The organism is Corallococcus sp. CA049B, assembly GCF_003611685.1.
Lineage (GTDB): Bacteria > Myxococcota > Myxococcia > Myxococcales > Myxococcaceae > Corallococcus > Corallococcus coralloides.
On sequence record NZ_RAWC01000074.1, the window covers coordinates 3492 to 30094 of the forward strand.

Annotated in this window: 1 protein-coding gene (only partly in view); it reads left to right on the forward strand. The window is 72.4% G+C overall.

The features are described from left to right. A protein-coding gene (locus D7W82_RS18285) for a non-ribosomal peptide synthase/polyketide synthase (protein ID WP_233587771.1) crosses the window boundary here: on the forward strand, window positions 1-26603 show its 5' portion. Its footprint extends 5962 nt past the window's final position; 26603 of the gene's 32565 nt are visible here — the first part of the coding sequence; it begins with the start codon at window positions 1-3; its stop codon lies off the right edge, out of view.

Genomic DNA, 26603 nt, shown 5'->3' on the forward strand with positions numbered 1-26603 from the left:
ATGGCTTCCACCCCTGAGCAGAAGCGCGCGCGGCTTGCGGAGCTGCTGCGCGAGAAGCGCCGCCCCACGTCGCGGGTCCCCGCGTCGTTCGGTCAGGAGCGCATGTGGTTCCAGGAGCGGCTGGCGCCCGGGCAGGCTGGATTGAACCTGCTCTTTTCGGTGCGCCTGGAGGGCCTGCTCGATGTGCCCTCGCTGGTGGGGAGCCTGAACGAAGTGGTGCGCCGCCACGCGGTGCTGCGCACCACCTTCGTGGAACACGACGGACGCCCGTGGCAGCGCATCACGCCCGAACTGGACGTGCCCCTGCCCGTGGTGCCGGTGACGGATGCCGCGGAGGCCTGGCGCAGGCTGCACGAGGAGGCTCGCGCGCCGTTCGACCTGGAGCAGGGGCCACTGCTGCGCGCCGTGCTCTTCGCTGTCTCCCCCACCGAGCACCTGTTGCTGCTCGCGCTGCACCACACCGTGTCCGACGGCTGGTCCATGGGCCTGCTGGTGCACGAACTGGGCGTCCTCTACGAGGCCCTGGCTTCGGGCGGGACGCCGGTGCTGCCCACGCTGGCGTTGCAGTACGCGGACTTCTCCGTGTGGCAGCGGGAGGCGTTGAAGGGGGAGGCACTGGAGGCGTCGCTCGCCCTGTGGCGCTCGCGGCTGGATGCGCGGGCGGTCCTGTCGCTGCCAACGGATCGGCCCCGCTCCGGACAGGCGGACAGCCGGGGGGCGACCGTGTCCGCGATGCTGCCCGCCGTGTTGGTGCAGCGGCTCGCGGCCCTGGCTGCGCAAGAAGGCACCACCCTCTTCACCGTATTGCTCGCGGGCTTCAAGGCACTGCTCCTGCGCTACTCCGCGCAGGACGACCTCACGGTCGGAACGCCTGTCGCGGGACGCTCGCGCGCGGAGCTGGAGCCGCTGGTCGGGTTGTTCGTCAACACGCTCGCGCTGCGCACGTCGCTCGCGGGGGATCCCTCGTTCCGCGCGCTCATGGGCCGCGTGCAGGCGACGTCGGTGGAGGCCTTCGCGCACCAGGACGTGCCCTTCGAGAAGCTGGTGGAGGTGCTTCAGCCTCCGCGCCACCTGGACGTGCCCCCGTTCTTCCAGGTGATGTTCGTCCTGCAGAACACGCCCCTTCCCACCGTGCACCTGCCCGGGCTGTCGCTGGACGCGCAGCTGGTGGACAGTGGCTTCGCGCAGTTCGACCTCACCCTCTTCGCCTTCGAACAGGCGGACGGCCTGCGCCTCACCGCCGAGTACCGCGCCGCACTCTTCGATGAGGCCACGATGGTGCGGCTGCTGGGGCACCTGCGCGTCCTGCTGGAGGACGCCGTCTCCCGGCCGGATGCGGGCCTGTCGGAGCTGTCCCTCCTGGACGCGGCCGAGCGGCAGCGCGTGCTTCATGCGTGGAGCGGGCCCCGGGAGGCGTTTCCTCGTGGCGTACTGCTGTATCAGCGGGTGGAAGCGCAGGTGGCTCGCACGCCGGATTCGGTGGCCGTCACGTTTGGCGAGACGGCGCTCACCTATGCGCAGCTGGATGCCCGGGCCAACCAGCTCGCGTGGCACCTGCGGTCCATGGGCGTGGGGCCGGAGGTTCGCGTCGGGTTGATGCTGGAGCGGTCGCTGGAGCTGGTGGTGGCGCTGCTCGCGACGTTGAAGGCGGGAGGTGCGTACGTTCCGCTGGATCCGTCCCTGCCCGCACAGCGGCTCGCGTGGATGTTCGAGGATGCCCGGCCCGCGGTGGTGCTCATCCAGGAGCGGCTGGTGGCGCGGCTGCCGATCGGGGACGCCGTGCCGGTGCTCCGCCTGGATTCCCAGTGGGCGGAGGTGGCTCGGCAGCCGTCCGGGACGCCGCCTCCAGTGGCCTCGGAGGACGCGCTGGCGTACGTCATCTTCACCTCCGGCAGCACGGGGCGGCCGAAGGGAGCGATGAACGCGCACTCGGGCATCGTCAACCGGCTCCTGTGGATGCAGGGGGCGCTGCCGCTTTCAGCGGGCGATGCGGTGTTGCAGAAGACGCCCTTCAGCTTCGACGTGTCCGTGTGGGAGTTCTTCCTGCCGCTGATGGCAGGCGCGCGGCTCGTGGTGGCTCGGCCCGGCGGACACCAGGAGCCGGACTATCTGGCGGACCTCATTGCCCGGGAGCGCATCACCGTCACGCACTTCGTGCCGTCCATGCTCCAGGCGTTCCTGGAAGCCCCCGGCCTGGAGCAGTGCGCGTCGCTGCGCCAGGTGGTGTGCAGCGGTGAAGCGCTGCCGCTGGAGCTGGCCGAACGGTGCCTGGCGCGGCTGCCCCACGCCCGGCTGCACAACCTCTATGGCCCCACCGAAGCCGCGGTGGAGGTCACCGCGTATGAGTGCGTGCGGGGCGCGCTGGGGCGCTCCGTGCCCATCGGGTATCCGGTGGCGAATACGGCGATCCGGCTGCTGGACGCGTCGCTGCGGCCGGTGCCCCAGGGTGTTCCCGGGGAGCTGTTCATCGGCGGCGTCCAGGTGGGCCGCGGGTATCTGGGTCGCGCGGAGCTGACCGCGGAGCGCTTCATCCCGGACGCGTTCAGTGACCAGCCCGGGGCCCGGCTGTACCGCACGGGGGACCTCGCCCGGTGGCTGCCGGATGGCGCCATCGAGTACCTGGGCCGGACCGACTTCCAGGTGAAGGTGCGCGGACTGCGCATCGAGCTGGGAGAGATCGAGGCCGCGCTGGAGCAGCACCCGTCCGTGCGGCAGGCCGTCGTCGTGGCGCTCGCGGGCGTCACGGCGAGCGACACGCGGCTGGTGGCGTATCTCGTCGGAGGGACGGACGTACCGGAGACGGAGGCCCTCCGGGCGTTCCTCTCCGAGAAGCTTCCCGAGTACATGGTGCCCGGTGCCTTCGCCTCGCTGGAGGCCCTGCCCCTGACGTCCAGCGGCAAGGTCGACCGCAGGGCGCTGCCCGTGCCCGGCATCGTGTCGGGGGCGGCTCCGGAGTACGTCGCGCCGCGCACGCCCCTGGAGGAGCGGCTGGCTTCGCTCTGGGCGGAGCTGCTGCGCGTGGAGCGCGTGGGCGTGCACGATGACTTCTTCGCGCTGGGAGGGCATTCGCTGCTCGCCACGCAGCTCCTTTCGCGCATCCGGGCGGCGTTGCAGGTGGAGCTGCCCCTGCGCGCGGTCTTCAAGGCGCCCACGCTCGCGGCCCTGGCTTCGGCGCTGGAGGAGACGCAGGGCCGGAGCGAGGGCCCCCAGGCGCCGCTCTTGCGGCCCGTGGGCCGGGAGGGCGAGCTCGCGCTGTCCTTCGCGCAGCAGCGCCTGTGGTTCCTGGAGCAGCTGCAGCCCGGGGGCGTTGCGTACAACCTGCCCGGGACCGTCCTGCTCGAAGGCGCGCTCCATGTCCCCGCGCTGCGGCAGGCCCTGGACGCGCTCGTCGAGCGTCATGAGGTGCTGCGCACCACGTTCGCCTCCGGAGCCCATGGGCCGGTTCAGCGCATCGAGGCCCCTGGTGCATGCCCGTTCGAACTCGTGCACCTGGAGGACTCGCCGCTGCGGGACTTCGTCGCCGCGCAGGCGCAGCGGCCCTTCGACCTGGCTCGGGGCCCGATCTTCCGCGCGGTGCTCGTGCGGCTGGAGGAGACGCGGCACGTGCTGCTCGTCCTCACGCATCACATCGCTTCGGACGGCTGGTCCACGGGGGTGCTCGTTCGCGAGCTGGTCACCCTCTATCGGGCCTTTGCTTCCGGCCAGCGTCCTTCGCTTCCGCCACTTCCCATCCAGTACGCCGACTTCGCCGCGTGGCAGCGCTCCTGGCTTCAGGGCGAGGTGCTCAACTCGCAGCTTGCGTGGTGGCGGGAGCAGCTCGCGGGTGCGCCTCCGCTCCTGATGCTTCCCACGGACCGGCCTCGTCCGGCGGTGCAGACGTTCTCGGGAGACTCGCTCGCGGTGCGGCTGTCCCGGGAGCTGACGGACGGCGTGCATGCCGTGGCGAGGCAGACTGGGGCCACCCCCTTCATGGTGCTGCTGGCCGCGTACCAGCTGCTGCTGTCCCGGTACGCCGGACAGGACGACGTCAGCGTGGGCGCTCCGGTCGCGGGCCGCACCCGTTCGGAGACGGAGGGCTTGATTGGCTTCTTCGTCAACACGCTGGTGATGCGTGCGCGCATCGACCCTCGCGCTTCGTTCCGGACGCTGCTGGCCCAGGTGCGCGCCTCGACGCTCGGCGCCTTCGAGCACCAGGATGTTCCCTTCGAGAAGCTGGTGGAGGAGCTCCAGCCCGCACGCGACCTGAGCCACACGCCGTTCTTCCAGGTCACCCTCACCCTCCAGAACGCGCCGGCTGCGGAGTGGCGGCTGCCGGACCTCACGCTGCGCGAGCTGCCTCCTCCCTTCACGCCGTCGAAGTACGACTTCAGCCTCATCCTGGAGGAGTCAGCGGACGGCTTCAGCGGCAGCCTCCACTACAACACCGACCTCTTCGACCCGGCCTTCCTCCAGGGGTTGATGCAGGGCTACGCCACGTTGCTGGAGGCGCTTCCCGGACAGCTGGAGGCCCCGGTGGCGCGGCTGCCGCTGATGCCCGCCGGAGTGCGGCGTCAGGTGCTGGAGGACTGGAGCGGGGTCTCCGCCGTGCAGGACTTCTCCGCACGGTCCATCCCGGCCCGCTTCGCGGAACAGGTCGCCCGGGCGCCGGACGCGGTGGCGCTCGTGTCCGAGTCCGGAAGCCTGACGTACGCGCGGCTCGATGCGCGGGCGAACCAGCTCGCCCACCACCTTCGCGCCTCTGGCATCTCCGAGGGCAGCCGCGTGGCAGTGCTGTTGCCGCGCTCGCCGGACCTCATCGTCTCGCTGCTGGCGGTGCTCAAGACTGGAGCGGCTTATGTCCCCATCGACCTGAATGCTCCGCCCGAGCGCTGGTCCCTCCTGCTGGAGCAGTCCGGGGCGGGGATGGTGATCACGCGGGAGGCGCTCGCGGATGAGCTGCCGTCGTTGATGACGCCGCTGGTGCTGCTGGATGCGGACGCGTCCCGGCTGGCTTCGCGTCCGGAGACAGCTCCAGCGGAGCCTCGCGCGACAGGGGACCGGTTGGCCTATGTCCTCTTCACCTCGGGTTCGACCGGGACGCCCAAGGGCGTCTGCGTTCCGCACCGCGCCGTGTCGCGGCTGGTGGTGGACACCGGCTTCATGCGCTTCGGCCCGGAGGAGGTCTTCCTCCAGCTCGCGCCGGCCGCGTTCGATGCTTCGACGCTCGAAGTCTGGGGCGCGTTGCTGCATGGGGCCCGGCTCGTGCTCGCGCCTCCGGGGGAGCTGTCCCTCGCGCGCATCGCGGAGGTGCTGAGAGGGCACCGCGTCACCACGCTGTGGCTCACGGCCGCCCTCTTCGAACAGATGGCCGTGCACCATCCGGAGGCCCTCGCCTCCGTGTCGCAGGTGCTGGCGGGAGGCGACGTGCTCCCGGCGTCCCGCGTGCGGGAACACCTGGCGCGGCTGCGTCCGGGCACGGTGTTGATCAACGGCTACGGCCCCACCGAGAACACCACCTTCTCCGCCACGCACCGGATGCATGCGGGCGATGCCGTGGAGAGCGCCGTCCCCATCGGGCGTCCACTGCCCCACTCCACCGCCTACGTGCTGGATCTGGCGCTGCGGCCCGTGCCCCCTGGCATGCCGGGAGAGCTGTACGTCGGCGGCGAGGGGCTGGCGTGGGGCTACCTCCACCAGCCCGCGCTCACCGCCGAACGCTTCGTGCCCCACCCGTTCAGCACGACGCCGGGGGCTCGGCTCTACCGCACCGGCGACAGGACGCGCTGGCGCGCGGACGGCACGTTGGACTTCCTGGGGCGCACCGACTTCCAGGTGAAGCTGCGCGGCTTCCGCATCGAACCGGGTGAAATCGAAGCGGCCCTGCGCGGACTGCCGGGCGTGCACGAAGCCGTGGCAGTGGTGCGCGAGGACGTCGCCGGAGACAAGCGGCTGGTGGCCTACGTCGTCGGTGAGGCACTGGACGGCAGGGCGCTGCGCCCGGAGCTCCAGCTGCGGCTCCCCGACTACCTGATCCCCAGCGCCTTCGTGGTGCTGGACACCCTGCCCCTCAACGCCAACGGCAAGCTGGACCGCTCCGCGCTCCCCGCTCCCGAGGCCCCCGCGGCTTCGGCGGACACGTTCGTCGCGCCCCGCGACGCGGTGGAGGAGCGGCTCGCCGCCCTCTTCGCGGAGGTGCTGCACCTTCCTCGCGTGGGCATCCACGATGACTTCTTCGACCTGGGGGGCCACTCCCTGCTGGCCACGCAGGTGGTGTCGCGCGTGCGCTCGACGCTGGGGGTGGAGCTGCCCCTGGGCGACCTCTTCGCCGCGCCCACGGTGGAGACGCTCGCAGTCCGTGTGGCGGCCCTGCGCTCCCGGGAGGACTCCCGGCCGGGGACGCCGCCGCTCGTGGCCGTGCCGCGCTCCGGTCCCGTGCCGCTGTCCTACGCGCAGCAGCGGCTCTGGTTCCTGGATCAACTCCAGCCGGGCAGCGCCTTCTACAACGTGCCCGGCATCCTGGTGCTCGATGGCGCGCTGGAGGCCTCGGCGCTGGAGCAGTCCCTCCAGGCACTGGTGCGCCGCCATGAAGTCCTGCGCACCACGTTCGTGTCCGACGGGGACTCGCCGGTCCAGCGTCTCCATCCCGAAGCTACGCTCACGCTGTCCGTCGTCTCGCTGGAGTCCGTTCCCGAGGACCGCCGTGAAGCCGAGGCGCACCGTCACGCCGCCTCCGAGGCCGCGCGGCCCTTCAACCTGGGCACCGGGCCCCTGGTGCGCGCCGTGTTGCTGCGGCTGGATTCACGGCGTCACTGGCTGCTGCTCACGCTGCACCACATCGTCTCCGACGGTTGGTCCATTGGCGTCTTCGCTCGCGAGCTGGGCGCGCTGTACCGGGCCTTCGCTTCCGGTCAGTCCCCGGCGCTGCCTCCCCTGCCCCTCCAGTACGCGGACTTCGCCCTCTGGCAGCGCTCGTGGCTCCAGGGGGACGCGCTCCAGGCGGAGCTGGAGTGGTGGCGGCGGGAACTCGACGGCGCGCCCACCGCGCTGGAGCTGCCCACCGACCGGCCTCGCCCCGTCTCACAGTCGTTCCGGGGCGCGTCGCTTCCCGTGGCGCTGTCCCCGGACGTGTCCGGCGCGGTGAAGGCGCTGGCGGCCCGGGGAGGTGCCACGCCGTTCATGGTGCTGCTCGCGGGCTTCCAGTTGCTGCTGTCGCGCTACACGGGTCAGGACGACGTGCTCGTGGGCTCCGCCATCGCCAACCGCAACCGCGCGGAGACGGAGGGCCTCATCGGCTTCTTCGTGAACACGCTGGTGCTGCGTGCTCGCATTGATCCACGGGCCTCGTTCCGGGCGCTGCTGGCCCAGGTGAAGGCGACGACGCTCGCGGCGTACTCGCACCAGGACCTGCCCTTCGAGAAGCTGGTGGAGGGCATGCAGGGGGCTCGGGACCTGAGCCGGTCTCCGCTGTTCCAGGTGGCGTTCACCTTCCAGAACGCTCCCGTGGACGCGCTGGATCTTCCCGGCCTCCGCCTGGAGCTGCGCGCCGGCGAAGTCACCACCGCGAAGTTCGACCTGGACTTCAGCCTCCAGGAACGGGACGGCGCGTTCAGCGGTGACCTGAACTTCAGCACCGACCTCTTCGACCCCGCCACCGTCACGCGGATGATGGCGCACTTCCAGGCGCTGCTCGGCGCGCTCACGGCCCGCCCGGATGCGCCCGTGCGGGAGCATTCGCTGCTCGACGGCGCGGAACGCCAGCGCGTGCTCGTGGACTGGAATGCCACGCAGCGTCCGCTCGCGCCCCATACCGTGCCGGAGCTGTTCGCGGCCCAGGTGCTCCGCGCTCCGGACGCCGTCGCCGTCCAGCACGAAGGCCGGGGGCTCACCTACGCGGCGCTGGCGGAGCGGGCGCGGCGGCTGGCCCGGCGCCTGCGCGCCTTCGGACTCCCTCCGGAGGCACGGGTCGCGCTGTGCGTGGAGCGGGGCCTGGAGCTGGTGGTGGGGATGCTCGGCATCCTGGAGGCGGGCGGCTGCTACGTGCCCATGGACCCCGCCTATCCGCGCTCGCGCATCGCGTTCATGTTCGAGGACGCGGGCGTCTCCGCGGTGGTGGGCCAGCAGGATTTGCTGGGCGCCCTTCCGGAGCACTCCCTGCCCACGGTGTGCCTGGAGCCGGGCGTAGAAGAAGCCGGCCAGGAACCGATACCTGCCTCCGCGGACGCCCCCGTGCGGCCGGGGCAACTGGCCTACGTGCTCTACACGTCAGGCTCCACGGGCACGCCCAAGGGCGTGGGCATCACGCACCAGTCCATCGTGCACCTGGTGCGGGACACGAACTACGTCGAGCTCGGGCCGGATGACTGCGTGGTGCAGGCGGGCACGCCTTCGTTCGACCTGGCCACCTTCGAGGTCTGGGGCGCGCTGCTCAACGGCGCGCGGCTCGTCATCCTGCCGCGTGAGGTGACGCTGGCTCCGGCGGAGCTGGCTCGCACCCTGCGCGAGGTGGGCGCCACCACGGCCCTGTTCGCCACGGCCCTGTTCCACACCGTGGCGCGTGAAGTGCCGGGTGCCTTCGCCACGATGCGCACGGTCCTCTACGCCGGTGAGGCCGCGAACGCGGACGCGGCTCGTGCGGTGCTGCGCGCGGGGCCTCCGGGCCGGCTGGTGAACCTGTACGGCCCCACGGAGACGACCGTGGGCGTCACCACGCATGACATCGTGGATCTGCCAGAGCACGCGACGTCGGTGCCCATCGGACGGCCGATGACGCGCGTCCAGACGTACGTGCTGGATGCGTATGGGCAGCCCGTGCCCGTGGGCGTCCCGGGCGAGCTGCACCTGGGCGGTGACGGCCTGGCCCGGGGCTACCTGGGGCGCCCCGAGCTGACAGCGGAGCGCTTCGTGCCGTCACCGTTCGGCACAGTGCCCGGTGCGCGGCTGTACCGCACGGGCGACCGGGTGCGCTGGCTCGCGGATGGGACGTTGGACTTCCTGGGCCGCATGGACACGCAGGTGAAGCTGCGCGGCTTCCGCATCGAGCTGAGCGAGGTGGAGGCCATCCTCCGCCAGCACCCCTCGGTGAAGACCGCGGTGGCGGAGGTCATCGAGGATCGCCTCGTGGCGTGGTTCGTGCCGGGCGCTCCGGTGGAGGCAGCGGCGTTGCGCGCCTTCGTCTCCGAGCGGCTTCCCGCGCCGCTGGTGCCCTCCGCGTTCGTGTCGCTGGGCGCGCTGCCGCTCACGCCCGTGGGCAAGGTGGACCGCAAGGCGCTGCCCGCTCCGGATGCGCGCTCGGTCGCTGGCGGACCGGTGGCTCCGGAGCGGATGACGCTCTTCCAGCAGCGCATCGCCACGCTGTTCCAGGAGCTGCTCCGCCTGGAGTCGGTGGGTCTGCACGATGACTTCTTCGTCATCGGGGGCCATTCGCTGCTGGCCACGCAGCTCGTCTCCCGGCTGCGTTCGACCTTCGGCGTGGAGCTGCCGCTGCGCGCAATCTTCGATGCGCCCACCGCCGCCCGGCTCACGGAGCGGGTGGAGGCCCACCTCCTCGCGCGCGTCGAAGGACCGCGCATCCCGGCCCTCGTCGCCACGTCGAGGGAGCGGGACCTGCCGGTGTCCTACGCGCAGCAGCGGCTGTGGGTGGTGGAGCAGCTCCGCCCGGGCGGCAGTCACTACACCCTCGCCACCGCGCTGCGGCTGGACGGCGCGCTGGACGTGGAGGCGCTGCGCCGCGCCCTGGAGCTCGTCGTCTCCCGGCATGAGGCCCTGCGCACCACGTTCGCGATGAAGGAGGGCCAGCCCGTCCAGCACGTACACCCGGCGGGTGCTTGGGAGCTGCCGGTCACCGACCTGCCCCCCATGCCCCGGGAGTCCCGCGAGGCCGAGGCCCAGCGGCGCGCCGTGGAGGAGGCCGCCCTTCCCTTCGACCTGGGCCGGGGACCGGTGCTGCGCACGCGGCTGCTCCGCCTGGACGCGAGGGAGCACCTGTTGCTCCTGTGCATGCACCACATCGTCTCCGATGGTTGGTCGCTCGGCGTGCTCGTCCGCGAGGTGGCCGGCGCCTACGAGTCCTTCGCTTCGGGCCGGACACCCGCGTTGCCGGCGCTGCCGGTGCAGCCCGCGGACTTCGCCGTGTGGCAGCGCTCGTGGCTCCAGGGGGACGTGCTGGCGCGGGAGGTGTCGTGGTGGAAGCAGCACCTCGCCGGGGCACCCCAGGTGCTGGAGCTGCCCACGGACAAGGCGCGTCCGCCGCTCCAGTCCACGAAGGGGGCGCTGCTCCCCGTGCACCTTCCGTCCGCGGGCGTGGAGCGGTTGGTGGCGTTGGGCCGCTCGGAAGGCGCGACGCCGTACATGGCGCTGCTCGCGGTGTGGCAGGTGCTGCTGTCGCGGTACTCGCGGCAGGAGGAGCTGCTGGTGGGCTCGCCCATCGCGGGCCGCGACCGCGCGGAATTGGAGGGGCTGGTCGGCTTCTTCGTGAACACGCTGGTGCTGCGCGGGCGCGTGCGTCCGGGGGACTCGTTCCGGGCGCTGCTCTCCCAGGTCCGGGCCACGGCGCTCGCCGCCTTCGAGCACCAGGACCTGCCGTTCGAGAAGCTGGTGGAGGAGCTGCACGTGGCTCGCGACCTGAGCCGCAACCCGCTGGTGCAGGCGGTGTTCGCGCTCCAGAACGCGCCCACCGGCGAGTTGAAGGCGCCGGGGCTCACGCTGCGCCCCGTGCAGGTGGACAACGCCACGGCCCGCTTCGACCTGGGCCTGTTGCTGCATGAGGCGCCGGACGGCCTGCGCGGCGTCATCGAATACAGCACGGACCTCTTCGAGCGCCCCACCGTGGAGCGGCTGGCCGGCCACCTGCGCACGTTGCTGGACGCTGTCGTCGCCGCTCCAGACCTTCCCCTGGCCCAGGTGGAGTGGCTCACGCCCGAGGAGCGCCAACAGGTGCTCACGGACTGGAACGCCACCGGCGTGGACTACCCGCGTGAGTCGAACCTCGTGGAACGCTTCGCGCTCCAGGTCGCGCAGCGTCCGGAGGCCCTCGCGCTGGAAGCGGGTGACGCGCGGCTGACGTATTCGCGGCTCGATGCGCGGGCGAATGCGCTGGCCTGGGTGCTGCGCTCGCACGGCGTGGGGCCGGATGCGCTGGTGGCGGTGTGCCTGGAGCGCTCGGCGGAGCTCGTCGTTACGCTCCTGGCCATCCTCAAGGCGGGCGGGGCCTATGTCCCCCTGGATGCCGCGTATCCCGCGCGGCGCCTGGCCCTCATGCTGGAGGACGCGCCGCCGCGACTGCTCGTCACCACCCGCGCGCTGAGGGCGTCGCTGCCCGTCGCGGAGGCAGTGCCTTGCGTCTTCGTGGAGGAGACGCGCCTGGAGGAACAGCCCTCCACGGCTCCGGACGTGGCGCTGTCCTCGCGGAACCTCGCGTATGTGGACTTCACCTCCGGCAGCACCGGACGCCCCAAGGGCGTCGCCGTGGAGCACCGGGGCGTGCTGCGGCTCCTGCACGGTGCCCCCTGGGCCCGCTTCACTCCGGACGAGACGTTCCTGCTGATGGCGCCGCTGTCCTTCGACGCGTCGACGTTGGAGCTGTGGGGGCCGCTGCTGTCCGGCGGCAGGCTCGTGGTGTTTCCGCCGCAGCCGCCCACGGACCTGGAGCTGCTGGGCCAGCTCATCCGCCGTCACGGCGTCACGTCGCTCTACCTGTCCGCGGGATTGTTCGCGCAGGTGGTGGACGTGAAGCACGAAGTGCTGCGCGGACTGCGGCAGCTCTTCGTCGGCGGGGACGTCCTGTCCCCCACGCACACGCGCCGCGTGGTGGAGACGCTGGGGCTCCCGGTGGTCAACGGCTACGGCCCCACCGAGGCCACCGTCTTCACCTGCTGCTTCCGCATGGAGCGCCCCGAGGACGTCCCGGGCGAATCGATCCCCATTGGACCTCCGTTGCCGAACACCCGGACGTTCGTGGTGGACGGCGCGCTGCGGCCGGTGCCCGTGGGTGTGCCGGGGGAGCTGCTCATCGGTGGAGACGGGCTCGCGCGGGGCTACCTCTCCCGCCCGGACCTCACGGCCGAGCGCTTCATCCCCCACCCCTTCGCCACCACGCCCGGAGAGCGCGTGTACCGCACGGGAGACCGGGTGCGCTGGCGCGCGGACGGGCGCCTGGAGTTCCTGGGCCGCATCGACACTCAGGTGAAGGTGCGCGGCTACCGCATCGAGCTGTCCGAGGTCGAGGCCGCCCTCCGGGACTGGCCCGCCCTCACCGACGCGGCCGTGCTCGTGCGCGAGGACGTGCCCGGCGACAAGCGGCTCGTGGCCTACGTGGTGGCCGGCGCGCTGGACGTCCAGGCGCTGCGCGAACACCTGCGACAGCGGCTGCCCGAGTACATGGTCCCGGCCGCGGTCGTCCCGCTGCCCGTGCTGCCCCTCACCGCCACCGGCAAGCTGGACCGCCAGGCCCTGCCCGCGCCGGACGTCGCGGCGAGTGCTCGCAAGGGGCGGTTCGTGGAGCCCGCGGATCCGCTGGAGGAACAGCTCGCCGCCATCTGGGCGCGGGAGCTGGGCGCCCGGAGCGTCGGCGTCCACGATCACTTCTTCGAGGACCTGGGCGGCACGTCGCTCACCGTGGTCCGCGTCGCCAGCCGGTTGCACGAGGCGCTCCAGCGCGACGTGCCCGTGGTCTGGCTGTTCGAACACCCGACGGTCCACGGATTGGCCCGGCGGCTGGAGCGCGAAGGCCTGCCCGCGTGCTCCAGCCTCGCGCCCACGCCGCCCCCCGTAGCGCCCGCGGTCCCTGACTCCACGGCACCCGTGGAGCCCGTCGCGTCCGTGCCATCCACGCCTGCTTCCGCTCCGGCTCCCACGCCCATGCCTTCCAGCTCCGCCTCCACGCCCATGCCGTCAGAGGCCGCGACGGAGCGAACGCCAGCGCTGCCGTCGAACGCCATCGCCATCATCGGCATGTCCGGGCGCTTCCCTGCCGCCGCGTCGGTGGAGGAGTTCTGGCGCAACCTGCGTGAAGGCGTGGAGTCCATCTCGCGCTTCACTCCCGAGGAACTGGAGGCGATGCCCGGCCTGCCTCCGGGCGTGTCGCTGACCCAGCACCCGGGGTTCGTGCCCGCGCAGGGCGTGCTCGCGGACATCGATCAGTTCGATCCCGCGTTCTTCGACATGTCGCTGCGCGAGGCGCAGTGGACGGATCCGCAGCAGCGGATGTTCCTCCAGTGCGCGTGGGCGGCGCTGGAGGACGCGGGCCTCGACCCCGCGCGCTTCCCGGGCGTCATCTCCCTCTTCGCGGGCGCGAACGAGTCCGGCTACGCGAGCGAGGTGCAGCGGCACCTGCCGTTGGACTCGGCGGCGTTCTTCGAGCTGTACGGCACCGCGACCTACCAGAGCCTGCCGACGAAGGTGTCCTACAAGCTGGGGCTCACCGGCGAGAGCATGCTCGTGTACACGGCGTGCTCCACGGGGCTCGTGACGGTGCACGTCGCGTGTCAGAACCTGCTGTCCGGCCTGTCGGACGTGGCGCTCGCGGGCGCGACGCGGCTGTCCGTGCCCCAGCGCACCGGCTACGTGCACCAGGAGGGGATGATCTACTCCCCGGACGGTCACTGCCGCGCCTTCGATGCGAAGGGCAAGGGCACCGTCTCCGGCAGCGGCGTGGCGGCCGTGGTGCTCAAGCGGCTGGAAGACGCGGTCCGCGACGGAGACCCCATCCACGCCGTCATCCGAGCCACCGCCGTCAACAACGACGGGCGCGACAAGTCCGGCTTCACGGCGCCCAGCGTGCAGGGGCAGGCGACCGTCATCACGCAGGCGCTGCGCCGCTCGGGCGTGGCGGCGGGTGACATCGGCTACGTGGAGGCTCACGGGACGGCGACCCCGCTGGGTGACCCCATCGAGGTCGCGGCGCTCCAGCGCGCCTACGGCCTGGGGCCCGAGCACCGGGGCACCATCCCCCTGGCGTCGCTCAAGACGAACGTGGGCCACCTGGACACGGTGGCGGGGCTCGCGGGGCTCATCAAGGTCGCGCTGTCGCTGCGCGAGGAGGAGATTCCTCCCAGCCTCCACTTCGAGTCGCCGAACCCGCGGATCGACTTCGACGCGGGGCCGTTCTTCGTCAACACGCGCCTGCGGCCCTGGCCTCGGGGGAAGACGCCCCGGCGCGCGGCGGTGAGCTCGTTTGGCGTGGGCGGGACGAATGCGCACGCCGTGCTGGAGGAGGCGCCCGTTGTCCGGAGCGGGCCCACTGCGCGTTCGCACCAGCTGTTCGTATTGTCGGCGCGCTCGCCAGAGTCCCTGGAGGCAGGAGCGCTGGCGCTGGCGTCGCACGTGCTGGCGGCCCGGTCTCCGGAGGCGCTGGAGGCCGCGTCGTTGAAGCTGGCGGATCAGATCCTGTCCGCGCGTTCGCCGGAGGCCTTGGAGGCGGCGGCGAAGCAGCTCGCGTTGCGCGTGCTGTCTGCGCGCTCGCCGGAGTCGCTGGAGGCGTTGTCGGCCCGGTTCTCGGTGGAGGTCGCGGGGGATGACGTGGCGTTCGCGGACTCCGCGTACACGCAGGCGGTGGGACGCCGGGCCTTCGAGTACCGGAGAGCGGTGGTCGCCCGGGACGCGGCGGATCTGGCGAAGCAGCTTCGCAAGCCGGCCACGCCCTCGCGCTTGAAGGACGTGGAGGGGGCGCGCCGCAAGCGGGTGGCGTTCGTGTTCTCCGGTCAGGGCTCGCAGCAGGTGGGCATGGGCCGGGAGCTGGATGCGTCCGTGCCCGCGTTCCGCGCGCAGGTGGATGCGTGCCTGGAGCTGCTGGATGCGCCGCTGCGCTCGCGGGTGGAGCTGCTGCTGCGGCCGGGACCGGGCCAGGAGGCCGAGGCGTCCGCGATGCTCTCCGACACCCGGGGCGCGCTGCCGGCCCTGTTCACGGTGCAGGTGGCGCTGGCTCGGCTGTGGCAGGCGTGGGGCATCGTCCCTCACGCCGTGCTGGGACACAGCTTCGGTGAGTACGCCGCCGCATGTGTCGCGGGTGTGCTCTCGCTGCCGGATGCGCTGCGGCTGGCCGTGGTCCGAGGCGAGCTGATGCACCGGCTGCCTCCGGGCGCGATGCTCGGCGTGGCGCTGCCGGCGGCGGAGGTCCGGCTGCTGCTGTCCGGACGGCTGACGCTCGCGGCGATCAACGCGCCGGACCGGTGTGTCGTCTCCGGGCCCGTGGACGAGGTGGAGCGCCTCCAGGCGGTGTTGCAGCAGCGCAAGGCGGGCGCGGTGCGCATGCCGTCGGGTCATGCGTTCCACTCGGCGGACGTGGAGCCGTTGATGGCGGAGCTGGCGCGCGCGGTGGGTGCGCTCCAGCGGAACGATCCTTCCGTGCGTTACGTCTCCAGCCTCACGGGGGCGCTGGCGCGTCCGGGCGAGCTGGCCTCGCCGGAGTACTGGGCCACGCAGATGCGGCAGCCCGTGCGGTTCACGGACGCGGTGGGGACCCTGCTGGAGGAAGGGTGCAGCGTGCTGCTGGAGGTGGGGCCCGGCCAGGACCTCACCCCGCTGATCCGCGCGTGCCTGGGTGAGGACCGGGAGCGAGTGAAGGCGCTCGCGTCGCTGCGCCGGGGCGGTGCGACGACGGAGCAGTCGGGGTTGCTCCAGTGCGTGGGCGAGCTGTGGACGCAGGGCCTGGAGGTGGACTGGACCGCGTTCTATGCCCACGAGCAGCGCCGCCGCGTGCACCTGCCGACGTACCAGTTCCTGCGCAAGCGCTGCTGGGTGGAGCCTCGCACTCAGGACAGTGCGGCCATCGAGACGGGAGCCGCGGGACAGGGCGCTACGCCTACGCCCGTGGTGACCGCATCCGCGCCTCGCACCGACCCGGTCAGCGGACTCCCTCCGGCCTCCGCACCGCCCGTCCGTGCTCACGCGACGGCGAGCCAGGCCGACACGTACGCGATGCCTCCTCCAATGCAGGCACAGGTGAACGCCTCCACCGGTACGCTCGCGTCGTCCCAGGCTTCGCGCGCTCACACCGACAAGGCCGGCGTGTCCTCCGCATTGCCCGCGAGCACGAGCGCAGCGGTGACGCCTCAGTCCATGGAGCTCCCTGCCCTCCCGCTTCCAGGGGGCCGTGAGGACGCGCCTCGCGGTGACGTGGAGGTCCGCATCGCCACGCTATGGCGTCAGCGCCTGGGCGTGGACTTCGTCGGACGCGACGACAACTTCCTGGAGCTGGGCGGCAACTCGCTGATGGCCGCACAGCTGCTCAATCAGCTCCGTGACACCTTCCACGTCCAGGTGCCGCTGGCGGCCCTCTTCGAAGCGCCCACCGTCGCGGGGCTCGCGTCCCGCATCGAACCGCTGCTCCAACAGGCCCCCGCCCAGGAGCCCACGCGCGAGCTGCCGCTCGTCCCCCGCTCGCGGACGGAGCCGCTGCCCTTGTCCTTCGTGCAGGAGCGCGTCTGGCGCCTGGAGCAGCACCTCCCCGGCCTGTCCGCGTACACGATTCCCTTTGTCCTGCGCCTGGAAGGCCCCGCCGACGCCGCCATCCTGGAGCGGGCCATCCAGGAGGTCGTCCAGCGCCACGAGGCCCTGCGCACCACCTACGACGCCGTGGACGGCCGGCCCGTGCAGCGCTTCCATCCCCACGTGCGCATCCCGCTTCCCATCGTGGAGGTGGAAGGCTCGCCCGGGGAACGCGAGGAGGCCGCGCTCCGCATCGCCCGCGAGGACGCCGCGCGCCCCTTCGATCTGGTGCGAGGCCCCGTGCTGCGCACCACGCTCGTGCGCCTGCGCGCGGACCTGCACCTGCTGGTCTGCGCCATCCATCACATCGTCTGCGACACGCTCTCCACGTCCCTCTTCCTCCAGGAGGTGGGCCAGCTCTACGCCGCCTTCATCCAGGGCCGGCCGTCCCCGCTGGCGCCCCTGCCCGTGCAGTACGCGGACTTCGGCGCGTGGCAGCGGCAGTCGCTCGCGGAGGCGCGCTTCCCCGAACAGGACCAGTGGTGGCGCCAGCGCCTGGCCGGCATGCCGAAGCAGCTCGGCATCCCCACGGACCGGCCCCGGCCCGCGAGCTGCCCGCTCACCTCCGAGCGCATGGTGCTGGACTTCCCGCCGGAGCTCGCCGAGGCGCTCGTCGCCTTCGGACGCGGCGAGGGCTTCACGTCGTACATGACGGTGCTCGCCGCGTGGAACGCGCTCCTGCACCGCTACACCGGGCAGGCGGACCTCATCGTCGGCACGCCCATTGGCAACCGCACGCGACCGGAGCTGCTGCCGCTCATCGGCTACGTGGCGCACTCGGCCGCGTTCCGCACCCACGTGGGAGATGACCCGAGCTTCCGCGAGCTGCTGCACCGCGTGCGACGCGAGGTCACCGACGTGCAGTCGCGGCCGGACGTGCCCTTCGAGATGCTCGTCGAACAGCTCGTCCCCGGGCGCGACATCGGCCGGGAGCGCATGACGGACACGGTGTTCGTCTACCACTCGAACCTGGAGATGGGCGGCGACGCGCTGGCGGCCGTCGGAGCCAAGGGCACCTTCATCGAAGTCCCGGGCACGCCCGTGCAGTGGGGCGCCACGCTGTCGGACCTGACGCTCATCCTCACCGAGGAACCCGGCCGCATCCACGGCGCGCTGGAGTACGCGACGGAGCTGTTCGACGCCTCCTCAGCGCGGCGGATGCTGGAGCACCTCCAGGTGCTGCTCGGCGCGGCGCTGGCCCGGCCCGAGGAGCGCCTCTCCCGCCTGCCGCTGGCCACCGACGCCGAACGTCGCGCGTGGCCCGCGCCACCGCCCGTCACGCAGGCCCCCGTCCTGCCCGCACGCCTGCGCGCACACGCGCTGCGGCAGCCGGACGCCGTCGCCGTGGAGCAGGCCGGGCGGACCTGGACCTGGCGGGAGCTGGCCTCGCGCGCGAGGAGGCTCGCGTTGACGCTGCGGGAGCAGGGACACCGGCCGGGTGAGCCCGTGGCGCTCTGCCTCCGTGCGTCGCCGGAGAAGCTGGCCGCGCTCTGGGGTGTCCTGGAGGCAGGAGGCGCGCCGGTGGCGCTCGGGCCCTCGGAGCTGGACTCGCTGGCAGTGTATGCCGTGGAAGGCAGCGTCGTGCCCCGGCTCATCACCTGGCGCGGGCTCTTCACTTCGGCACGCCTGGAGTCCTCACGCGTCCTGCACGTCGAAGAGGTGCTGGGAGGCGCGTCGCCGTTGACGGTGCCGGAGGCGCCGCCGCTTCCTTCGCCGGAGTCCCTGGCGTGGCTCCTGCCCATGGGTGCGGGCCAGCCCGCGTGGGCGTTGAGTCACACGTCGCTCACGGGCTTCTTCGCGGGCCTGGATGCGCGGCTGCGTCCATCACCGGGCACCACCTGGCTCGCCGCCTCCGAACCCGCGCCCGAGAAGCCGGAGCTGGAAGCCCTCTGGGCCCTGTCGCGCGGCCTGCGCGTGCTGTTCCCCTCCGAGGCCACCGCGTCGCGCCGGGGCTCCTCGGACGAGGCGGCAGCGCGTCCGCTTCAGCTGAGCCTGTCGTACTTCGCCAATGACGAGGACTCGCTCACCGGGCCCAAGTACGAGCTGCTGATGGAGGGCGCGAAGTTCGCGGACGCGCACGGCTTCTCCGCCATCTGGACACCCGAGCGGCACTTCCACTCGTTCGGCGGCATCTACCCGCAGCCCGCGGTGGTCTCCGCCGCGCTCGCGTCCGTCACGAAGCACCTGCGCCTGCGCTCCGGCAGCGTCGTGTTGCCGCTGCATGATCCGCTGCTCGTCGCGGAGCAGTGGGCCGTGGTGGACAACCTGTCGCAGGGCCGCGTCGACGTGTCGGTGGCCACGGGCTGGCACGTGCAGGACTTCGTCTTCGCGCCCGGGAACTACGCCGACCGGCGCGACATCCTGCTGCGCCATCTGGAGACGCTGCGAGGCCTGTGGCGGGGAGACCGGCTGCGGCGTCCGGGTGGCAACGGCGTCACCGTGGAGGTGGGCCTGCGCCCCAAGCCGGTGCAGCGCGAGCTGCCCGTGTGGCTCACCGCCACCGCGAACCCGGAGACGTTCCGGCTCGCGGGCGAGCTGGGCGCGGGCGTGCTCACGGGCCTCTTCGCCCACTCGCTGGAGGAATTGAAGCCGAAGGTGGCCCTCTACCGCGAGGCGTGGCGCCGCAACGGCCACCCGGGCCGGGGCCACATCACCTGCATGCTGCACACGTACCTGGGTGACGACGAGGCGGAGGTCCTCCGGCGGGTGCGCAAGCCGCTGCTGGGGTACTTCCGGAGCTCGGCGGACATCACCACGTCGCTGCTCGCCGCGCAGGGGTATCAGGGGGAGATCGCCAAGGTGTCCCGCGAGGACATCGACGCGCTGCTGGAGCACACCTTCGAGCACCACGCGAAGGGCACCGGCCTCATCGGCACGGTGGAGAGCGGCATCCAGCGGCTGCGCGAGGTGCGGGCCTCGGATGTGGACGAGGTGACGTGCCTCATCGACTTCGGCCTGGAGACGCCGGTCGTCCTGGAAGGACTCCAGCGACTGGCCAGGGCGCGCGAGGCCGTGGCCGCCGATGCGGCGTCGCACTCGCGGCGCGTGCGCGGCGAGCAGGAGACGGATGCGGCGGAGGTGCTGTCCCTGGCGAAGCAGTCGGGCGCGGTGCTGGTGAACACCACGGCACGGCTGGCCCGCGCGTTGACGGACCTCCCGGGAGCGCGCGAGGCCCTGGCCCCGGTGGGGGCATGGGTCCTGGAGAACGCGTCCGCGGAGCTGGCGTCCGCGCTCCAGCGGACGGCGGGCGGCGACGTGCTGCTCGCGGGGGAGGCCCGGAATGGAGGCCTGCTGCCGCGAGCACCGGAGGAGAAGCTGCCTCCGGGCCTGGACGTCTGGGTGCTGGACGCGGCCGGGGCGCCCGTGCCCGCGGGCGTCGTCGGAGAGCTGGCCCTGTCGGGCGCGGGTCTGCCTGCCGCCCTTTGGAGGGCGACGGGCGAGGCGCCGCACAGGTTGGTGCCCCATCCGCGGAGTGGCTCCGCGAGCCTCTACCGCACGGGCCGCGCCGTGCGCCTGCGCGCCGATGGTCGTGTCGAGGCCGTGAACCTCCCGGCCTTCAAGCAGCCCGCACCGCGCCCCGCGACTCCTGCCGCTCCGAGCCCTTCGGCCGCGACCGTGAAAGCCGAGACTCCCAGCGCAGCCGGTGCGCTCCAGGCGATCCCGCGTGCACCGCGCGACCGGCCGTTGCCGCTGTCGTTCGCGCAGCAGCGCCTCTGGTACCTCCAGGAGCTGGAGCCGGAGAGCACCGCCTACAACAACGCGATCATCTTCCGGCTCACGGGGGCGCTGGATGTCACGGCGCTCCAGACGGCGCTCCAGTCGCTCGTGGAACGACATGAGGTCCTGCGCACCACGTACGCGCTGGGTGACACCGGCGCCGTGCAGGTCATCCACGCGACCGGCCCCCTGCCCCTGGAGACGGAGGACGTTCCCGGCGACACGGCCGAGGCACGCGAGGCCGCCATGCTTCGCCGCTGCCAGGCGTACACCGCCACGCCCTTCCACCTGGACACGGGCCCCGTGGCTCGCGCGCTGCTGCTGCGGCTGGCTCCGGACACGCACGTCCTGCACCTGCTCCTGCACCACGTCGTCTCCGACGCCTGGTGCGCCCTGGTCCTCAGCCGCGAGCTTCCGGTCCTCTACGCCTGCGCCAGCGCGGGTGTTCCCTCCGTCCTGCCGCCCCTGCCGGTGCAGTACGCCGACTACGCCGTGTGGCAGCGCGCGTGGCTGACCGGGCCGGTGCTGGAGGAACAGGCCCGCTGGTGGAAGGACCTGCTCCAGGGCGCGCCGCCGCTGGAGCTGCCCACCGACCGGCCCCGCCCCGCCGCGCAGTCCTACGCGGGCGCCGCGCACGCCTTCCACCTGCCGCGCGAGCTGTCCGAGCCGCTCCTCGCGCTGGGCCGCCGTGAAGGCGCCACGTCCTTCATGGTCCTGATGGCCTTGTTCCAGGTGCTGCTCTCCCGCACCTCCGGACAGGACGACTTCGCGGTGGGCACGCCCATCGCGGGCCGCTCGCGCCCCGAGGTGGAAGGGCTGCTGGGCTGCTTCGTCAACACGCTCGCCTTCCGCGCGAGGCTCGACGGGGCACCGGGGTTCCGGGAGCTCCTCTCGCGGGTGAAGCAGCAGGCCCTGGGCGGCTACGCGCGCCAGGACATGCCCTTCGAGCAGCTGGTGGACGTGCTCCAGGTGCCTCGCGACCTGAGCCGCACGCCGGTGTTCCAGACCGTCCTCAACGTCATCAACGTGCCCGAGGCCCAGACGGCCGGGGGTGCCGGGCTCCAGATTGGCGGCGTGGACGTGCCGGTGACGACGTCCAAGTTCGACCTGTCCCTGGAGGTCTGGGAGCAGCGCGACGGCCTGCGCTGCCGCCTGGAGTACGCCACCGCCCTCTTCGACGCCGCGACCCTGGAGCGCATGGCGGAGCACCTGTTCGTGCTGGCGAAGGCGGTCGTCGTCGCACCGGACGCACAGGTCTCCACCCTGTCGCTGCTCACACCGGCCGCGCGCGAGCAGGTGCTGCGCGGATGGAACGACACGCGCGTGGACTTCCCCACTGGCACCACGCTCCACGGCCTCTTCGAGGCCCAGGCCGGACGCACGCCGGAGGCCCTCGCGCTCCAGTTCGAGGACCAGCGCCTCACGTACGCGCAGCTCGAAGTCCGGGCCAATCAGCTCGCGCACCACCTGCGTGCGCACGGCGCGGGTCCGGAGACCCTGGTGGGCGTCTGCATGGAGCGCTCGCTGGAGATGGTGGTTGCCCTCCTGGGCGTCCTGAAGTCCGGCGCGGCCTACGTCCCGTTGGATCCGGCCACGCCCGCGGAACGGCTCGCCGGGATGTTGGAGGACACGGCCGCGCCCGTGCTCCTGGTGCAGGAGCGCATCCGCGCCGCGCTGCCTCCGCATGCCGCGCACGTCATCGCGCTCGACACCCAGTGGGAGGCCATCGTGCGCGAGCCCACCGTCCGGCCTCCGCCGCTCGCCGGTGAGGACTCCCTTGCCTACGTCATCTTCACGTCGGGCAGCACGGGCCGTCCCAAGGGCGCGATGAACGCGCACGTGGGCGTCGTCAACCGCCTGCGCTGGATGCAGGGGCGCTACAGCCTGACGCCGTCGGACACGGTGCTGCAGAAGACGCCGTTCAGCTTCGACGTGTCCGTCTGGGAGTTCTTCTGGCCCCTGATGACGGGCGCGCGGCTGGTGCTCGCGCGGCCCGGCGGACACCAGGAGTCGGACTATCTGGTGGCCCTGATGGCGCGCGAGGCCGTGACGACCACGCACTTCGTGCCGTCCATGCTGCGCGCCTTCGTGGAGGAGCCCGGCCTGGAGTCCCTGCCGCGCCTGCGCCAGCTGATGTGCAGCGGCGAAGCCCTGCCCGCGGACCTGGTGCTCCATGCCCAGGCGCGCCTGCCGCACACCACGCTGCACAACCTCTACGGCCCCACCGAGGCCGCCGTGGACGTGACGTCCTGGGAGTGCCCGCGCGACGAAGCCCTGCGAGTCATCCCCATTGGCCAGCCCGTGGCCAACACGAGCCTGTACGTCCTGGATGCCCACGGCCAACCGGTGCCCGTGGGCATCCCGGGAGAGCTGTTCATCGGTGGCGTGCAGGTAGGCCGGGGCTACTGGCGCCGCCCCACCCTCACCGCCGAGCGGTTCCTCCCCGACGCCTTCAGCGACACGCCCGGCGCCCGGCTGTACCGCACGGGCGACCTCGCCCGGTGGCGCACCGACGGCACGCTGGAGTACCTGGGCCGCGCGGACTTCCAGGTCAAGCTGCGTGGCTTCCGCATCGAACCAGGTGACATCGAAGCCGCGATCCAGTCCTGGCCCGGCGTGCGTGACACCGTGGCCGTCGTGCGCCAGGAGAGCACGGGAGGCCCGCGCCTCGTCGCCTACGTCAGCATCGACGGCGGGACGCTCGACACGGCCGGACTGCGCACGTTCCTGCACTCGCGGCTGCCCGAGTACATGGTGCCCTCCGCCATCGTCCGCCTGGACGCCCTGCCGCTCACGTCCAGCGGCAAGGTGGACCGCAAGGCCCTGCCCGCACCGGACGCGCCCACCGCCGGACGCGCGGAGCCCATCGCCCCGCGCGACGACACCGAGCGCGCCCTGGCGGAGATCTTCGCGCAGGTGCTCGGCATCGCGCGGGTCGGCGTGCGGGACAGCTTCTTTGAACTGGGTGGACACTCGCTGCTCGCGACCCAGGTGGCCGCGCGCGTGCGGGCTCGCCTGGGCCAGGAGGTGCCGCTGCGCACGCTGTTCGAAGCCCCCACCGTGGAGGCGCTCGCCCGGCGCATCACTCCGTCCGGAGCCGTGGCGCCCACGCCGCCCGAGCCGCGGAAGGCCGAGCCCACCGGCCTCACGCCGTTGACCCGTGGCGTGCGGCCCGCGGTGCTGCCGCTGTCGTTCGCGCAGCAGCGGCTGTGGTTCATCCATCAACTGGGCACCGCGGACGCGGCCTACAACATGCCGTTCTCGCTCCGGCTGGAAGGCACACTGGACCTCGGCGCGCTCCAGCGGAGCTTCGACCGGCTGGTGCGCCGGCATGAAGTCCTGCGCACCACGTTCCGCGAGTTCGAAGGAGCCCCGGAGCAGGTCATCCACGCTCCCGGCCCGCTACCCATTCGGCAGGTGGACCTCACCGCCGTCCCGGACCTGGAGCAGCGCCGCGCCGAAGCCACCAGGCTCGCCCGCGACGAGGCGCGCGCCCCGTTCGACCTGGAGCAGGGCCCCCTCCTCCGGGCCCTTTTGCTGAAGCTGTCGTCCACGGAGCACGTGCTGGTGCTGAATCTGCACCACATCATCTCCGACGGCTGGTCCACCGGCGTCCTGGTGCACGAGATGGGCACGCTCTACGCCGCGCTCTCTCGCAACCTCCCCTCCCCGCTGCCCGAGCTGCCAGTGCAGTACGCTGACCACGCGCTGTGGCAACGCGACTGGTTGCAGGGCGCGGTGCTGGACGCGCAGCTCGGCTACTGGCGGCGGCAGCTGGAGGGCGCGCCGTCGCACCTGGAGCTTCCCACGGACCATCCGCGTCCGGCCCGGCAGACCTTCCAGGGCGCCCTGATGCCCTTCACCCTCCCACGGGCTACCAGCGAAGCCCTGGAGGCGCTGGCGAAGCGCGAGGGCGCCACGCCGTACATGGCGCTGCTGGCCGCGTTCCAGGTGCTGCTCGGCCGCTACGCCGGCCAGGACGACGTGCTGGTGGGCTCGCCCATCGCGGGCCGCCGCCACGCCGAATCCGAGGCGCTCATCGGCTACTTCGCCAACACCGTCGTCCTGCGCACCCGGCTGCGCGAGGACGACACCTTCAACTCCCTGCTGACGCGTGTGCGGGACACCACCCTGGGCGCCTACGAGCACCAGGACCTCCCCTTCGAGAAGCTCGTCGAGGCGCTGCACCCCGCACGCGACGCGTCCCGCACGCCGTTCTTCCAGGTCACCTTCACGCTGCAGAACGCGCCGCTGCCGCCGCTGGCCCTGCCCGGACTGACGTTCCAGCCGATGAACGCCGACCCGGGCGCCATCCGCTTCGACCTGGAGCTGCTGTTGCACCGCGCGCCCGAGGGCTTCACGGGAGGCCTCAACTTCAACACCGCCCTGTTCACACCCGGCACCGTGGCCGGGATGGCCCGGCACTTGAACGTGCTGCTCGAAGCCGCGGTGGCTTCGCCAGGGGTGCCGCTCACGCGCCTGCCGCTGCTGACGCCCGAGGAGCGGCACCAGGTGCTCTCCACCTGGAACGACACCGCGACGGAGTATCCACGTGACGCCTCCGTGCCCGCGCTGTTCGCGGAGCAGGCCGCGCGCACGCCGGACGCCATCGCCGTGAGGATGCCCGCGAGCCTGGGGGCCTTCCCATTGGGGGACACGGCGCCGGGTGCGGCGCGCGAGCTCACGTATGGCGAACTGGATCGGCGCTCGAACCAGCTCGCGCACCACCTGCGCCGGCTGGGCGTGCGGCCTGGGGACCGCGTGGGGCTGTGCATCGAGCGTTCGCCGGAGCTCGTCACCGGAATGCTCGGAATCCTCAAGGCGGGCGCGGCCTATGTGCCCGTGGAGGCGAAGGCCCCAGCGGACCGCACGGCCTGGGTGCTCCAGGAGGCAGGTGTCGGCGTGCTCGTCACGCAGGAGGCACTCGCGGATGAGCTGCCGGCGGTGACCGGGCTGTTCGTGCTGCTGGACGCGGAAGCGGACCTGATCGCGAAGCAGCCGGTCACGCCGCTGGACGTGCGGGTGCCCGCGGAGGCGCTCGCCTACGTGATGTTCACGTCGGGCAGCACCGGCCGTCCCAAGGGCGTCTGCGTCCCCCACCGGGGCATCGTGCGGCTCGTACGGGGCAATGGCCTCATCGCCTTCGGTCCGGAGCAGGTGTTCCTCCAGGCCGCGCCGGTCGCGTTCGACGCCTCCACGCTGGAGCTCTGGGGCGCGCTGCTGCACGGCGCGAAGCTGGTGCTCGCACCGCCGCATGCGCTCTCGCTGTCGGAGCTGGGCACGCTGCTCGCCGTGGAGGGCGTCACCACGCTGTGGCTCACCGCAGCCCTCTTCGAGCAGATGGTCCTTCACGAAGGCGCCCCGGTCGCGGGCGTGCGGCAGGTGCTGGCGGGCGGCGACGTGCTGCCCGTGCCGCGAGTGCGGGAACACCTGTCGCGGATGGCGCCGGACGCCGTGCTCGTCAACGGGTACGGCCCCACGGAGAACACCACCTTCTCCACCACGCACACGCTGCGCGCGAGGGACACCGTGGAGCGCTCGGTCCCCATTGGCCGGCCGCTGGCGAACTCCACCGCGTGGGTGTTGGACGCGCACCTCCAGCCCCTGCCGCCGGGACTCCCCGGCGAGCTGTACGTCGGCGGTGACGGCCTGGCGTGGGGCTACCTCCAGAGGCCGGACCTCACCGCCGAGCGGTTCGTCCCCCATCCCCACTCCGCCACACCGGGCGCCCGCCTGTACCGCACGGGCGACCGGGCGCGCTGGCGGGACGACGGCACGCTCGAGTTCCTGGGCCGCACCGACTTCCAGCTCAAGCTGCGCGGCTTCCGCATCGAGCCCGGAGAAGTCGAGGCCGTGCTGCGCCAGGCTCCGGACGTGCGCGAGGCCGTGGTGCTCGCGCGCGAGGACGTCCCCGGTGAGAAGCGGCTCGTGGCCTACGTGGTCCTCGACCGAGACAGCGCCAGCACCGACCGCGTGAAGGCGTACGCGCAGCGGCAGCTCCCCGACTACATGGTGCCGTCCACCTGGGTGGCGCTGCCGGCCCTGCCGCTGACACCGAACGGCAAGGTGGACCGCAGGGCCCTGCCCGTGCCCGAAGCGCCCCGGTCCACCGGGTCCACGCGCGAAGCCCCACGCAACGCCGTGGAGACCCAGCTCGCGGCCATCTGGGCGGAGGTGCTGCACCTGGACGCCGTGGGCATCCACGATGACTTCTTCGACCTGGGAGGCCATTCGCTCCTGGCCACCCAGGTGGTGTCGCGCATCCGCGCGGCGCTGGGCGTGGAGCTGCCCCTGGGTGAGCTGTTCAACGCGCCCACGGTGGCCGCGCTCGCCCGGCACCTGGGCGCCACCACGAACCGCCGCGAGCACGTGCCGCCGCTCACCCGCTCCCCGAGGCCCCCGCTGCTGCCGCTGTCGTTCGCGCA